Annotated in this window: 14 protein-coding genes; 8 read left to right on the top strand and 6 right to left on the bottom strand. The window is 42.5% G+C overall.

Annotated elements, in window-relative coordinates; all coding sequences use genetic code 11:
• Positions 1 to 96: 96 nt before the first annotated feature.
• Entirely contained in the window at positions 97 to 381 is a 285-nt protein-coding gene (locus ACE1CC_RS03685) for a YggT family protein (RefSeq protein ID WP_413269119.1), read from the bottom strand.
• A 252-nt stretch (positions 382 to 633) separates the two neighbouring features.
• On the opposite strand from ACE1CC_RS03685, the gene psbX reads away from it, so the two are divergent.
• From psbX to ACE1CC_RS03670, 3 genes are all read left to right on the top strand, one after another.
• The gene (gene psbX, locus ACE1CC_RS03680; protein WP_413269118.1) at positions 634 to 753 is read left to right on the top strand and encodes a photosystem II reaction center protein PsbX; all 120 of its coding nucleotides are present in this window, start codon (positions 634 to 636) and stop codon (positions 751 to 753) included.
• A gap of 295 nt (positions 754 to 1,048) precedes the next feature.
• Complete coding sequence (locus ACE1CC_RS03675) at positions 1,049 to 1,873, top strand: Ycf66 family protein (protein ID WP_413269117.1); 825 nt, start codon at positions 1,049 to 1,051, stop codon at positions 1,871 to 1,873.
• Between the two features lie 444 nt (positions 1,874 to 2,317).
• Positions 2,318 to 3,775, top strand: coding sequence for a S1C family serine protease (locus tag ACE1CC_RS03670; RefSeq protein WP_413269116.1), 1,458 nt, complete (start codon positions 2,318 to 2,320; stop codon positions 3,773 to 3,775).
• A gap of 69 nt (positions 3,776 to 3,844) precedes the next feature.
• On the opposite strand, the gene ACE1CC_RS03665 is transcribed toward ACE1CC_RS03670, so the two are convergent.
• Entirely contained in the window at positions 3,845 to 4,882 is a 1,038-nt protein-coding gene (locus ACE1CC_RS03665) for a succinate dehydrogenase/fumarate reductase iron-sulfur subunit (RefSeq protein WP_413269115.1), read from the bottom strand.
• 617 nt (positions 4,883 to 5,499) lie between these two features.
• Between ACE1CC_RS03665 and ACE1CC_RS03660 the strand changes: the two genes are divergently transcribed.
• Entirely contained in the window at positions 5,500 to 5,931 is a 432-nt protein-coding gene (locus ACE1CC_RS03660; RefSeq protein ID WP_413262805.1) for an AbrB family transcriptional regulator, read from the top strand.
• Positions 5,932 to 6,064: 133 nt separating this feature from the next.
• Complete coding sequence (locus ACE1CC_RS03655) at positions 6,065 to 6,895, top strand: CPBP family intramembrane glutamic endopeptidase (protein WP_413269114.1); 831 nt, start codon at positions 6,065 to 6,067, stop codon at positions 6,893 to 6,895.
• A gap of 116 nt (positions 6,896 to 7,011) precedes the next feature.
• Here the strand turns inward: ACE1CC_RS03655 and cbiE are convergent, their stop codons facing one another.
• From cbiE to ACE1CC_RS03640, 3 genes are all read right to left on the bottom strand, one after another.
• Positions 7,012 to 8,262: a precorrin-6y C5,15-methyltransferase (decarboxylating) subunit CbiE gene (gene cbiE, locus ACE1CC_RS03650; protein WP_413269113.1), complete on the bottom strand. Its 1,251-nt coding sequence runs from the start codon at positions 8,260 to 8,262 to the stop codon at positions 7,012 to 7,014.
• A gap of 207 nt (positions 8,263 to 8,469) precedes the next feature.
• Entirely contained in the window at positions 8,470 to 9,105 is a 636-nt protein-coding gene (locus ACE1CC_RS03645; RefSeq protein WP_413269112.1) for a cobalt-precorrin-8X methylmutase, read from the bottom strand.
• A 74-nt stretch (positions 9,106 to 9,179) separates the two neighbouring features.
• Entirely contained in the window at positions 9,180 to 9,959 is a 780-nt protein-coding gene (locus ACE1CC_RS03640; RefSeq protein WP_413269111.1) for a DUF1868 domain-containing protein, read from the bottom strand.
• Between the two features lie 173 nt (positions 9,960 to 10,132).
• Between ACE1CC_RS03640 and holA the strand changes: the two genes are divergently transcribed.
• Complete coding sequence (gene holA / locus ACE1CC_RS03635) at positions 10,133 to 11,113, top strand: DNA polymerase III subunit delta (RefSeq protein WP_413269110.1); 981 nt, start codon at positions 10,133 to 10,135, stop codon at positions 11,111 to 11,113.
• 142 nt (positions 11,114 to 11,255) lie between these two features.
• Positions 11,256 to 11,720: a DUF4168 domain-containing protein gene (locus ACE1CC_RS03630; protein WP_413269109.1), complete on the top strand. Its 465-nt coding sequence runs from the start codon at positions 11,256 to 11,258 to the stop codon at positions 11,718 to 11,720.
• A 14-nt stretch (positions 11,721 to 11,734) separates the two neighbouring features.
• Here the strand turns inward: ACE1CC_RS03630 and ACE1CC_RS03625 are convergent, their stop codons facing one another.
• A complete protein-coding gene (locus ACE1CC_RS03625; protein ID WP_413269108.1) occupies positions 11,735 to 12,346 on the bottom strand; it encodes a helix-turn-helix transcriptional regulator in 612 nt (203 codons plus the stop codon).
• A 279-nt stretch (positions 12,347 to 12,625) separates the two neighbouring features.
• On the opposite strand from ACE1CC_RS03625, the gene ureE reads away from it, so the two are divergent.
• Entirely contained in the window at positions 12,626 to 13,057 is a 432-nt protein-coding gene (gene ureE, locus ACE1CC_RS03620; RefSeq protein ID WP_413269120.1) for an urease accessory protein UreE, read from the top strand.
• Positions 13,058 to 13,107 lie beyond the last annotated feature (50 nt).

Genomic DNA, 13,107 nt, shown 5'->3' with positions numbered 1-13,107 from the left:
TCTTTTGTTGTTTGTTGCCCCGCGAACCCCCGTGTAGTTTGTTGCGCTTGCCCCAAACCCGGGCCCCCACCCCCAACAACGTACCTAGTTCCCAAACTAACCCATCATTCGCAACAGACCTTGCTGACCAACTAAAATTTCTCGTAGTAAGCTACAAATTCCCACCCAAATAATCGGGCTAATATCCACACCTCCCAAAGGTGGCACAATCTTTCTGGTCACCACTAAAAAAGGTTCTGTGGGCCAAGCGGCTATATTCCAAGGAAAACTGTTCAGGTTGATTTGCGGATACCAAGTCAGCACGATTCTGATAATAAACAGGAAAATCATTACTGCCAACAGCAGACCCAGCCCTAAGCTAACGATGTCAATACCAGTCATAAGTCTTTAAGTAAATTGTCAAAGTGGATACTTTTTATCAGAGTACGACAGTAGGATGGTGCGTTACTAACGCACCCTACGACTACGAATATTTTAAGATTTGTTAAGATTTTTATCTAGTCCTTTAATTTTAAGCTCTAGTCAGGATATCCTATCGATTTGTCATCATCCTTGACAGTAGGACTTTTCAAGGTTGTAGCAGCTAGGTAAAATTAAAAGACGGTATCGTTTTGTAAAAATAGAGGCGCAGATATGACTCCTTCTTTAGCTAACTTTTTGTGGAGCCTGGTTGCAGGTTTTGTGATTGTGGTTGTTCCTGTAACTGTTGGATTAATCTTTATCAGTCAGAAAGATCGGATTCAGCGCTCTTAATAAAGCTGATTTACCAGAAACCAGATAATATTTTCGGGGGACGCTCAAGCAAAATCTAAGTAAACAGCGTCCCTCCTGTTTTATATGCAGGACAACTGACAGATAAAAAAGGTACGTTGTTGCGCTTTAGCGCTAAAATCTTGCGCTAAAGCGCAACAACGTACCTGGAACTTGCGTCAGTCCTCTTTCTGAAACGCGGTTTCAAACTGGTTCAAGCTAAAAACTAGGCTCGTCAAGTTACATTGGAGATGTCTTGCCTGACTCACTGCCGTAGAACTAACTTCGGAGAGATACAATGCTCAATTTTGGGCAGTCATTTGCCACATTTCTCGGTATTGCACTAGCTTTAGCTGGTGTAGGACTCTATTTTCTCAGGTCTGTTCGCCCGGAACTAGCCAGAGATCATGATATTTTCTTTGCTGCCATTAGCTTAGTTTGCGGGTTAATTCTGCTGTTTCAAGGATGGCGCTTAGACCCGATTTTGGCTTTTAGTCAATATCTCTTGGCGGGAACTGCTGTGTTCTTTGTCGTGGATAACCTGCGTTTACGGGGTGTAACCACAGAACAAGCTAAGCGTAATACACCGATCGTAGATGAAGAACGACCCGTCAGCAGGGAATATCGAGTATATCAAGAAGCTGAATTAGATGAATTAGAGCTAGAACCAGACGAAGAATTACCAGTTTCTCGTCGCATCAGAGGTAGTCGTGACTCGCGGAGTTCGCGCAATAGCTATGATGAACCCCGTCGCCGTTCGTCTTCCTCTAGCCGCAGCAGTAGCCTAGCTGAACGAGACAGAGATAGATTAGGCTCTAGTGATGTTCCCACACGCAAACGTCGTCCCCGTCCAGAGTCTCGTTCTGTTGAACCGCCTGTAGATGATTGGGGCGTTAGGGATGTGGAAGAAAGACCTGTTCGCAGTTCCTCCCGTCGTGCGCCTAGAGATGAATTCGATAATTCGGAAACTGTCCCAACTCGTTCTAGAAAACGTCGTCCTCCAGAAGATATTTCTCACAGAGAAGAACCCGAAAATCTACCGCGTAAAGCACCAGATGATTATGTAGATTATCAACCGATCGATCCCAAAGATGAGGATGATGATTTGGGAAAATTTAGATAAATTGCAGGTGCAACAGAAATCATAAATCTAAGTCTGTAACCCAGTAATGGCTGTTATGGGAATAGGCTTGAGTCTGGCTGGGTTGGTTGGAGTCTGTACGATGCTAAATCATCATATAGGCCCAACCTCTCGGAACAGCCTTGGGTGCTCCTGGTGCAGGGGGAGAGTAGATAACTATAGTTAGAAAGTTTTTATTGTTTGTGGGATAAGTTGGAAAAATTGATGTTATGAACAATCAATAGTGGTAATTTTGTCTGTGCAACTACCAACTAGCAACTACCAGCTACCAGCTACCAGCTACCAGCTATCAACTAAAATTAGATTCTAAAAACGTTATAACGGTATTATCTCAATGTCTCCAATTGGAGAGATTTTTCCTCGGTAGAAAAACTGGCATCAGCCACATAACAAATACCACAACTACTATTAAATCGTCATCTCAGGATGAACACTAAACTTTTAACTTTAGCTGCATCCAGCATAATAGCTGCCAGAACCACATTAGCTGTTTTTGGCATTAGTTCGTTAGCGGTTACTACTCCGCTGGTGCTCAACGCAACTCCGGCAGCAGCACAAGCTACTGACGAACAAACTAACGTTCGTGTATATCAAAAAGCTAGTCCGGCTGTAGTGTCGATCGCTGTTCCCAACGGCTCTGGCAGTGGTAGCATTATTAGTCCAGATGGCTTAGTTTTAACTAATGCTCATGTTATCCAAAATGCTCCCCGGACTTTAACCGTAACTCTGGCAGATGGTAGACGTTTGCCAGCAGATGTGGTAGCTTTTGGCGATCGCGGTTTAGATTTAGCCGTGCTGAAAATTCGCGGTCAAAATAACCTCCCTACTGTACCTTTAGCAGGTTCGGGAGCGGTACAAGTAGGACAGCGTGCCTTTGCTATTGGTAATCCTTTTGGTCGCTTCCAGGGTACTTTTACAGTGGGAATAGTCAGTCGGATCGATCGCGAACGCGGCTTAATTCAAACTGACGCAGCCATTAACCCTGGTAATTCAGGTGGGCCATTACTTAACAGTCAGGGAGAATTAATAGGCGTGAATACGGCTATTTTTACTAATAGCAGAGCCGGAGGGAATATTGGGATTGGATTTGCGATCGCCATCGATCGAGTACAACCTTTTTTAGCCTCCGTTCGCCAAGGAACTGCTCCTCGCGTCGCCCAAACTGTCCCTCGCAGCGGACGTACTACCAACCCCCCGCAAACATTAACACTCAATGGTGAACTAATTACCGACAGATTAGGCCCAGGAGATAACGTCTTACCCGTAGATAATAGTTTCTTTAAAGCCTACAGGTTTCAGGGTCGCGCTGGTCAACAAGTCACAATAGACATGGTAAGTCGAGAAATCAACCCCTTTTTAATCCTTGTTGCACCCAATGGTCGGACATTAGCCCAAGACTACAACTCAGGCGGTAACAGAAATGCCCGAATCGTCACAAGCCTACCACTCTCCGGTACTTACCTGTTAATTGCTAACTCCTATCGAGCCGGAGAAGTCGGATCTTTTGATCTCAGAGCTATGACATCGGGTGCAGGTTTGCGAAATCCCAATACCCAAAGACAAACCAGATCAGCCATCCAATTACAAGGTACTCTTGGCCCTGGTGCTCCTACACTTCCTTCTGATGGCAGTTGGTACAGATCCTACACTTTTGATGGTGTCGCTGGTCAACCCATCAGAATTGTGTTAGAAAGCTCTGATTTTGACACTTATTTGGCACTTATGGGGCCAGATGGTCGCAAGGTTGCAGAAAATAATAATGTGGGCAGAAATAATCCAAATTCTGCCCTCAATCTGACTTTACCTAGTTCCGGCACTTATCGCGTAATTGTTAACGCTAGCGAACCAGGTGTAGGCGGTAGATATCGTCTGGTTATTCGTTAAACAGGGTTAGGGGTTAGGGGTTAGGGGTTAGGGGTTAGGGAAAAACTCCCTTGGCAGCCAAGGGAGCCTTTACTTGTGCTCTTTGCCTTCTGCCTTTCTTTTTCGGACAGATTCAATGAGCGATCGCACTTGATCCGCACCAAGAGATGGTTCAAAATCGAATGGGAGTTTCCTCCGTAATAACGTTCTTAGTCCCACAGGCCCTAATTCTAGCAATCCTTTTATATCTCTAAAATAATTACCTAAAACTAGCACCGCGAACTTGCGTTCATCTACCCAACCACCTTTTTTCACTAAATCTACTAAAACTTTTCGGTGTCGGATCGATCGGCTAGCTTGAGCATCCTTTCTTTGGAGAATCTCACCTTTGATTTTACCGATCTGATCCATTGGTGCCACATCCATTGGACATACACTGTTGCAGTAAAAACAACGAGTACATCCCCAGACACCTTTAGTACCTTCGTTATAATTTTCTAACCTGGTTTCACTTTGAGCGTCGCGAGAATCTGCTAATATTCGATAAGCTTTCGCCAGGGCATGAGGGCCAACAAAATCTGGGTTAACTTCACGGGCATTACATTCAGAATAACAAGCGCCACACAGAATGCAATTACCTGTCTGATCCAGCTGACTTCGCTCTGAAGGCGTTTGGAGAAATTCTCTTTCTGGTACTTTTCGGGCGTTGGTACTTACATAAGGATCGACTGCCTCTAAATTGTTCCAGAAACTTGCCATATCCACTACTAAGTCTTTGATGACTGGCATATTACCCATTGGGGCGATCGTAATTTCTGGAATCCCTTTGAGATCTGATTCTTCTACCTCTGAACTAACAACCCTTGTCATCAGTTCTTGAAGTCGTGCTACCTCATTTCCGACATTTTCTTTACAAGCTAAAGCAGAACGACCATTAATCCGCATCGCGCAGCTACCACAAATGGTATTGCGGCAGTTTTTCCGAAATGCTAAACTTCCATCCTGCTCCCATTTAATCTGATTCAGACAATCGAGAATTGTATTACCAGGCTCAACTTCTAAAGTATAACTCTGATACCATGAGCCACTGTTTTGGTCATGTCTGGCAATCTTAATAATGACTTGCATGATCTTGAACCATTTCTTCAATATTTAAAGTAATAGTGGTAACAGACTAAATTTTCGGCTACTGTACCTGAGCCAAAATTTTCCCCTCTCTGCTGCCTTGTTAAACTACTACTGCTTCTAGTGTAAGCCTGTTATATCTCAACTTTCGCCAAACCACAGACTTTTTACCTACTTGGCAAAAATCCATCACTTATATTTATCTGCACTACTTGATACAAAAAATTATCGTTCTCTTTTGGGTAAAACTCCTTAAAGATAGATTTTCCTCCTGTGATGTCCCATACATCTTACCAGGAAAGCAGACAGACAAGTAAAGCTAATGTATTAGATATCTTTGCTAAGTGTAACAAGTTAACTTTTCGCAGACTTGCGCTGGCAATTATGCAGCACTATGGATCGGTCTCGATAAAATCCTGCTAAACATCCTTGATTATTAGCACTTACGAGGGTACCGCAGTCACCGGAAATTCCCAAATCTAAATTAAGCTTTTTACTCAAGTTAGGGATTGGGAAAAATAGTTGTCAAAAATATGAGATTTAACGATATATTCTTTATAAGGCCAATTTGGGTCTTGACTCTATTAACTAAGTTAAAGATTGAATATTTCACCAAAGCGATGAGTGACACAGCAACAACCCCTTTAACAGGAAAGGCACTGCTTCAAAAAGTAAAAGAACTTTCCAACCTACCCCGTCGCGAAACAGCAAAGCGCTGCGGGTACTACACTACCACTAAAAATAACCAGACTCGTGTAAATCTGACCGATTTTTATGATGCTGTATTAGCAGCAAGAGGCATTCCTTTAAGTCCTGAAGGGCCGAAAGATGGTCGGGGACGCGAACCTACTTATCGGGTAAGCGTACACAAAAATGGACAAATTGTTATTGGTGCAACCTACACCGAGGCAATGGGTTTAAAGTCTGGTGATGAATTTGAAATCAAACTAGGCTATAAGCATATTCACCTGATTCAGGTTGATGCGGATAAAGCATCATCAAATGGTAAGGCAGAATTAGATGAAGATGAGGATTCCGACGAGGAAGAATAACCTCTCAGGTCAGTTGTCAAGGGTCAAAACTAGTTTGATTTCCTAGAATTTGCCAAGGCTGACTTTTGGCTACTGACTAATCTATCTGCTGTTTGTAGCTATGAACTTATTTAACAAACATAGCTCCTGCTAAATGCTGGTGTTTTATACTGAGGCGATCGCACCCGTTAAGATAATTATCTTTTTCTTAGCCTGGTTGGGGTGTTGGTTGCCAATAGCTATTCCCATAGCTTACGCCCTCAAATGGTACCCTCCTAAGCCCTTGGGGGCAGCACAAAAAATTCCACTTTTGGCATCCCTTTACCTGATTGCTCCACCGTTACTCTGGGGAATTGCCAGGGTAGAGGGCGTGTCTTTTTTGGATTACGGAATCTCTGGAGATGCAACTTTTTTGATCTCTCTAGGGATAGGATTAGCTATTGGCGTAATTGGCATCATAGTTGTGTTTGCGATCGAGTCCACTTTCGGGTGGATAAATTGGCATTGGCAACCCGATCGAAAGTTCTGGCAAACTCTACTGACAACCCTGCTTTTAGGATTATGGGTAAGCGGTACAGAAGAGTTAATTTTTCGTGGCTTTCTGCTGAATGAATTGCAGCAAAGTTATTCTTTATGGTTAGGGGCTGTGGTTTCTAGCTTAATTTTTGCATTGCTGCACTTGGTTTGGGAAATTGACGAAACTTTACCCCAACTCCCTGGTCTTTTTCTGATAGGGTTGGTGTTAGTTCTGGCTCGTTGGGTAGACAATGGTAATTTAAGTTTAGCGATCGGATTACACGCGGGTTGGATTTGGGCTTTGACGACGATCGATTCTGCCCAATTAATTAGCTATACAGGAAAAGGTTCAGCTTGGTTTACAGGTAAGAATGGAAAACCTTTAGCTGGTGCAGCGGGAATCTTTTGCTTGCTAATTACTGGAACCCTACTGTTCTATTTAGGGAGAGAATTTTTCCCATTTCCCTAATATCTAGCGCTGATTTTGTATTTTAGGCTGCCAAATAAGGGAAACAAGGTAGGGATAATTCATGAATTATCCCTACCTTGTTTCCCCTGTTCCCTTCTTGGCTAAAATTTCCGGCTTTAGACCAATAACCGCTTTTTAATGCTTAAGATCGTCACGGGATTGAGGGGGGAAAATCGGGTAAGAGATCCGACTGCTACCGATCGCAACAGCTGCGCTTGTAACAAATTATGTTCCCAACCTTTTTCCTCTACCCACTGCATCGCCAAAGTCAAATGTTCCAAAGTAGCTAAAGCTAATACCAGAAATCCTTGGGGATGCAACTGAGCGCCAGCAAAGCTTAAAATTTCCTTTAAGTTACCACCACTCCCGCCGATAAAAATGCGGTCTGGGGGGGTGAGGTGATACAAAATTTCTGGCGCTGTACCATGAATGGATACAACATTATTAATGCCAAACCGCTGACAATTCTGTTCAATTAAGGAAATTCCAGCGGCAGTTTTTTCAATGGCATAAACTGTAGAAGTAGGGAATAAGCGGGCAATTTCGATCGCCACTGAACCCGTACCTGCACCGATATCCCAAATAATTTGACCGGGTTTTAATGCTAATTCTCCCAGAATTAACAGGCGAATTTCGCGTTTAGTGATTAAACCTGGTCGATCGCTGTAACTTAAAAAACTAGAATCTGGTAAACCTAACAGCGGCAGATTTGGGAAATTCGTTTCATCCCCAGATGAATCAGTTTGGCGCAGTAAGACTACCACATTTAAGGGGGCAAATCTCTGTTCCGGGACAGTAGCTAAAGACCAACAACCCACTTTTTCATCCATACCCCCTAGATTTTCGCAAATCCAGAACTGGTAAGTGGCAGCTAAATCCAGAGAGTTTAGTAGACGAGCGATCGCCGCTGGATTATGAGTATCATCAGTTAAGATGGCGATTTTCTCTGCCCCTTGCTGCAAAGTTTGGGTTAGCTGTTCCCAACAACGCCCGTGAACACTAATCACAAGAGCATCTTGCCAAGGAACCTTAATCCGGTTAAAAGCTAACTGAATGGCGCTTAAATGGGGATGAAAAGTTAACTGTTCTTTAGGCAACTCTGCCAACAACAACCGCCCTAAGCCAAAAAATAAAGGGTCGCCCGTCACCAATACTACAATTACATCATCTGTTTGGAGACGATCGCGAATCTCACGCATCGCCGCCTTTATATCTTTCAGGACAATGCGATCGCCACAGTAGTCGGGAAAATAATTCAAATGGCGATCGCTTCCCACCAACAAAGTCGCCTGGGCAATAATTTGCCTAACTTCCTCTCTTAACCCAGATGCTCCATCTAACCCAATGCCAATAACGTGAACAGTCATCTATTCGATTTTAGATTTTAGATTTTGGATTTTAGATTAACCTTCTGCTTTAACTCAAAACTCTGTACGGGCAATTCATGAATTGCCCCTACAACTCAAAACCTCAAATCTTGCACTCAAAGGAGGTGGAACCTCCAGATCCTCGTTCCCAGGTTCAACAAATGGAACGAAGAATAGAGGCTCTGCCTCAAGAGTGCAAGATCTGAGTTAAAACTCAAAACTTTCCCCTCTGCCTCCCTCTTCAGTTGCTAAACAGACTAAAGCGTTAAGGATAGCAGCCGCCACTGGAGAACCGCCCTTTCGCCCCTCGACGCGGATTTGAGGTACTTCTGTGGCTGCCAAGGTCATTTTTGACTCTACGACCGAAATAAACCCTACAGGTGCGCCAATTACCAAAGCTGGTGATCCAGAGGCTTTTGGGATTTCGTTACACAGTGCTAACAAAGCAGTGGGGGCATTACCAAAGACAAAAATTCCTTGGGGATATTCTTGCCAACACTTTAATAAACCTGTTTCCGTGCGAGTTTTTCCTGGTAGAGGTTCTTTAATGCCTTCGAGTGCGCTAATTACTGGGTTAGCAAAAGTTTGTTCCACTAATCCCACGATACCCTGTTTAACCATCCCCACATCAGTCACGATGGGTACGCGACGACGAATAGCAGCGATGCCAGCATCAATTGCCCCTAGACTAAAACGAATTAAGTCTTTAAATTCAAAATCAGCCGTGCTATGAATTACTCGTCGGACGATCGCATATTCTTGGGGACTAAAATTATGAACGCCTATTTCTCGGTCAATTACCGCGAAACTCTGGGTCATAATTGGGTGGATGGTTAAACTCATAATCGATTTGTAGATTTGGGATGTTAGATTTTACAGGATTTTTTGTTTAGAACCTAAAATCTAAAATCCCAAATCTAAAATTCCAAGACGGGCCAATCATCATCGCGGTAGTAGCGTGTCATATCATCAAATTTCCGCAATTCGGCTCTTTTTACAATAAGTTCTTGGGGATTGTCCAACCATTGTAAGTTTAAATCAGAAAGGGTGTTGCCTAAGCGATCGCGATTAAAATCTGGCGGAACATCGCCAAAATAACCTAAAGTAACGTGAGCCGTCAAACCATATTGTTGCTCGATTCCTAATCCAATTAAGTCACCATTTTGGTAGATGGCGCGACGAAACTTAACAATCCGATCGTAAGTTGATTCATCCTTTGGCACTAAAGAAACAGCGATCGCTCTCGGCATAATCATTAATCCTAGCAATTGGAATTTAATTTGCTGACCTCCACCAACCAAAGGTTGAGTTTGCTGGAAAATGTGACCGATTTGAGCGCGTAACTTCTCTTCAAATTCAGGATTTTCTGTAGCATGAAGGAAAGCATTAGCCCAAATTAAATCTGCCAAGGTTAAATGAAAGCTAGCTGGAGGTACTGGCACCATTAAACCTGGAAACTGTTGTAAAATTTGCTCTTGACAATGCTGCAAATTTGTATAAAAAGACTTGTTTGCCTCATCTTCTTCAGTGGGAGGAGTAATTACTGTATATCCTGGAAAAGCAACAGGTTTTCTGCCTCCCTCAACAGCAGGCACAAACTTAGGTGATTCCTGAATGTGCTGCACTTGGGATTTGTAAGTTTCCGGCAGCGTCATCCTTGCCAGTCGATTCAGATAAGTTTGATAGTTATCGTCCAACCTTGATATCCTCGCCTTTTAACTTGATAGAGTTTAACTAACTTTCTATTGTTTTAATGTTAAGTCCACCCAGAGAAATATTGATCCTAAATTTCGGGGATCGAGTAAGCGCGAACTGTACGGGCAATTCATGTATTGCCCTTACCACAAATTTACTTAATTAGGTGTTCCTTATGCCAATTTACCTCTATTGGGGAGAGGATGATTTTACACTACAGAACGCAGTTGTTAAATTGCGTAAATCTGTACTCGATCGCGACTGGGCTAGTTTCAACTATGACAAAATTTCAGCCGATCAACCAGATGCCATACTTCAGGCTTTAAATCAAGCTATGACACCTCCATTTGGTATGGGACAACGTTTAGTTTGGTTAGTTGATACCAATATCGGGCAACATTGTCCAGAACAGGTGTTAGCGGAACTAGAACGTACTCTGCCATTTTTACCGGAAACTTCGGTACTTTTACTGACTAGCCGGAGCAAACCTGACGAACGACTTAAAGCCACAAAATTACTGAAAAAATATGCTCAAATCTGTGAATTTCCTTTAATTCCACCCTGGAAGACCGACCAAATTATACAGCGAGTTCAGCAAGCGGCACAAGAGGCAGGGGTGAAGTTAACGCCAGAGGCTATGAAACTTTTAGCTCAATCTGTTGGTAATGATACAAGGTTATTAAAGTCCGAATTGGACAAATTGCAATTGTATAGCTGGAGTCATCGACAAACCCTAGAGGTAGAAACTGTTGCTAAACTAGTAACAGCTAATACACAAAATAGTTTGCAGCTAGCCGGGGCAATTATTCAGGGAGATGCAGCTAAAGCCCTGGTATTGGTGGCAGATTTAATTAATCGTAATGAACCAGCTTTAAGAATTGTTGCTACTTTAATTGGGCAATTTCGCACTTGGTTGTGGGTGAAGTTGATGACGCAGGAGGGAGTAAGGGATGAAAAGGAGATTGCCAAAGCCGCAGAAGTCGCTAATCCCAAGCGAATCTACTTTCTGCAACAGGAAATTCGCTCTTTAGATGTGGAAAAACTTTCTGCTAGCTTACCCTTACTGCTAGACTTAGAAGTTAGTCTCAAACAAGGGGCAGAGCCAATAGCCACCCTGCAAACAAAAGCGATCGAACTCTGCCAACTTTACAAATAGCCTTGTTTTAGATTACTTCAATAAATTTAAATACACCAACTTTTTTGCTAATCGTCTACCCAAATGCGGAACTTCACACCCAAAAGTTACTTCAAATTACATAGATGCCATTTAGTGTGCTAGTTCTTTAAACTATCCAATCATGATTAAAGCTAATTCTCCCATTTTTTTATCTTTGCTCAATCAAGTAATATCTCGCTCCTTACTTGTAACTTTTCTTGCCTCGATTGGTGTACTCTGTGGACTAGCTCCAAATCTGTCTTTCCGTTCTCCTCATTTAATCTTGAGTTCTTCTGCTTTTGCTCAGTCAATCAGCGATGATGAAGTGAGAAGATTTGCTCAAGCAGCTTATACAATTGAGAGAAAACGTCAAGCTGTAGTTCAAGGAATTGTCAGTAGAAATCTTCCTGTTCCTGACACCACTTGTGCTGCTGGCGGCAATATTCCACCTGAATTAAAGGATTTTTGCGAGTTTTCCCGACAAACTATTGAAGCCAATCAATTAACAGTAGGTCGGTTTCAACAAATAAGAAATACTATGCAATCAGACCCCACACTTAAACAAAAAATTGATGCTGAATTACGCCGCTTACAATCGGGAATTTAATTAACTTAAATTTATTAAATTGCTTCGTCATCCAGCAGAGATTTCCGTTTAGCATGAATATTTTTCATGTGTTTTTTGACGGTATTAATCGTAATGTAGAGTTTTTCAGCAATTTCTTTATAGGAATAGTTGGCTCGATAAAGCAACCAAACTTCTGCCTCTCTTGGTGTTAAATCGTATTGATGAACATCCCTGCTCACTATCTCTCGCAAGGATTGTTGTTTATCTTCAATTGTTACTAACACACATTCCTCTGACGTTTGTTCAATCATAAACCAACGCACTCGCAACCGAAAATGGACAGCATTATCTTGAGTAATTTCCGATTCTAAAACAATTTTTTCATTGGGAAATACTTTTTTACTTTCAATTAAGGACTGACAAACCTGCCAAATCTCTTCAGGAATCGAGAGAGACTCCCCAGTAGATAATTGTTGAAAAATTCGTTTAGCAGTTTGATTGGCGTGCAGTAAATCACCTGTTTGAGTGATGATTAAAATCCCATCTATAAAACCTTCTAAAATTCCTTGAAAAAGATTGGATGGCTCAAATTCTTGAGATTGTTTAACGGACTTTGCTGTTAATACCGGAGCATCTTGTACTGCAATCATTTTTGGTAAGGTCATGAATAAATATCACTATTACTAACTTTCTACATGACTCTGATATGTTTTCCAGATGCGCCCTAAAGATTTTTACGTACTGATATTCTCGTTGTAAGTGAGTTATGGAAATTAAAAATCACCCTTACTCGTGAATGTACGCAGTTTATTGCAGAAGCTAGAAGGTAGTCGGAAATGGATCTCTTATCATTACGATAGAATTACCTAACTAGCGATCGCAAATCAGGTTAATCTGGCAAAATAATTCCATAAATCAAGAAAAAATAGTAAGAATTACCGATGATGCTGACTTTGACGCAACGTTTACCAGCAAATGCCGATGCTGTAGTCAGCCACACCCTTTCCCTGACAGCTGAGGAACGCACGCGCAGTAACTACCGTTTTGAAACGGAAGCAGGACAAGTGTTGCTGTTGCGGCTTCCTAGAGGGATAGTGTTGCGCGATCGCGATTTACTACAATCAGAAAACGGTATCCTAGTCAGAGTAATTGCCAAACCCGAACCCGTACTCACAGTAACAGCCAAAAATCCCTTAGAACTATTACGCGCCGCCTATCACTTAGGAAATCGCCACGTAGCTTTAGAAATCACTCCCACCTACCTGAGATTATCCGCAGACTCAGTTTTACAGGCAATGTTAGAACATCTGGGATTAGAAGTAACTCCAGAAATTAAGCCCTTTGAGCCAGAAATGGGAGCTTATGGGCATCATTAGTGGGATTGGGGACTGGGGACTGGGGACTGGGGACTGGGGACTGGGGACTG

Source organism: Floridaenema aerugineum BLCC-F46 (assembly GCF_041929345.1).
Lineage (GTDB): Bacteria > Cyanobacteriota > Cyanobacteriia > Cyanobacteriales > Aerosakkonemataceae > Floridanema > Floridanema aerugineum.
This window is presented reverse-complemented; position numbering and strand designations above follow the sequence as displayed.

What these genes read in the sequence shown, in the direction of transcription:
- ACE1CC_RS03685 (WP_413269119.1), bottom strand. Translation starts at nt 381, where the DNA reads ATGACTGGTATTGACATCGTTAGCTTAGGGCTGGGTCTGCTGTTGGCA.
- psbX (WP_413269118.1), top strand. Translation starts at nt 634, where the DNA reads ATGACTCCTTCTTTAGCTAACTTTTTGTGGAGCCTGGTTGCAGGTTTT.
- ACE1CC_RS03675 (WP_413269117.1), top strand. Translation starts at nt 1,049, where the DNA reads ATGCTCAATTTTGGGCAGTCATTTGCCACATTTCTCGGTATTGCACTA.
- ACE1CC_RS03670 (WP_413269116.1), top strand. Translation starts at nt 2,318, where the DNA reads ATGAACACTAAACTTTTAACTTTAGCTGCATCCAGCATAATAGCTGCC.
- ACE1CC_RS03665 (WP_413269115.1), bottom strand. Translation starts at nt 4,882, where the DNA reads ATGCAAGTCATTATTAAGATTGCCAGACATGACCAAAACAGTGGCTCA.
- ACE1CC_RS03660 (WP_413262805.1), top strand. Translation starts at nt 5,500, where the DNA reads ATGAGTGACACAGCAACAACCCCTTTAACAGGAAAGGCACTGCTTCAA.
- ACE1CC_RS03655 (WP_413269114.1), top strand. Translation starts at nt 6,065, where the DNA reads ATGCTGGTGTTTTATACTGAGGCGATCGCACCCGTTAAGATAATTATC.
- cbiE (WP_413269113.1), bottom strand. Translation starts at nt 8,262, where the DNA reads ATGACTGTTCACGTTATTGGCATTGGGTTAGATGGAGCATCTGGGTTA.
- ACE1CC_RS03645 (WP_413269112.1), bottom strand. Translation starts at nt 9,105, where the DNA reads ATGAGTTTAACCATCCACCCAATTATGACCCAGAGTTTCGCGGTAATT.
- holA (WP_413269110.1), top strand. Translation starts at nt 10,133, where the DNA reads ATGCCAATTTACCTCTATTGGGGAGAGGATGATTTTACACTACAGAAC.
- ACE1CC_RS03630 (WP_413269109.1), top strand. Translation starts at nt 11,256, where the DNA reads ATGATTAAAGCTAATTCTCCCATTTTTTTATCTTTGCTCAATCAAGTA.
- ACE1CC_RS03625 (WP_413269108.1), bottom strand. Translation starts at nt 12,346, where the DNA reads ATGACCTTACCAAAAATGATTGCAGTACAAGATGCTCCGGTATTAACA.
- ureE (WP_413269120.1), top strand. Translation starts at nt 12,626, where the DNA reads ATGCTGACTTTGACGCAACGTTTACCAGCAAATGCCGATGCTGTAGTC.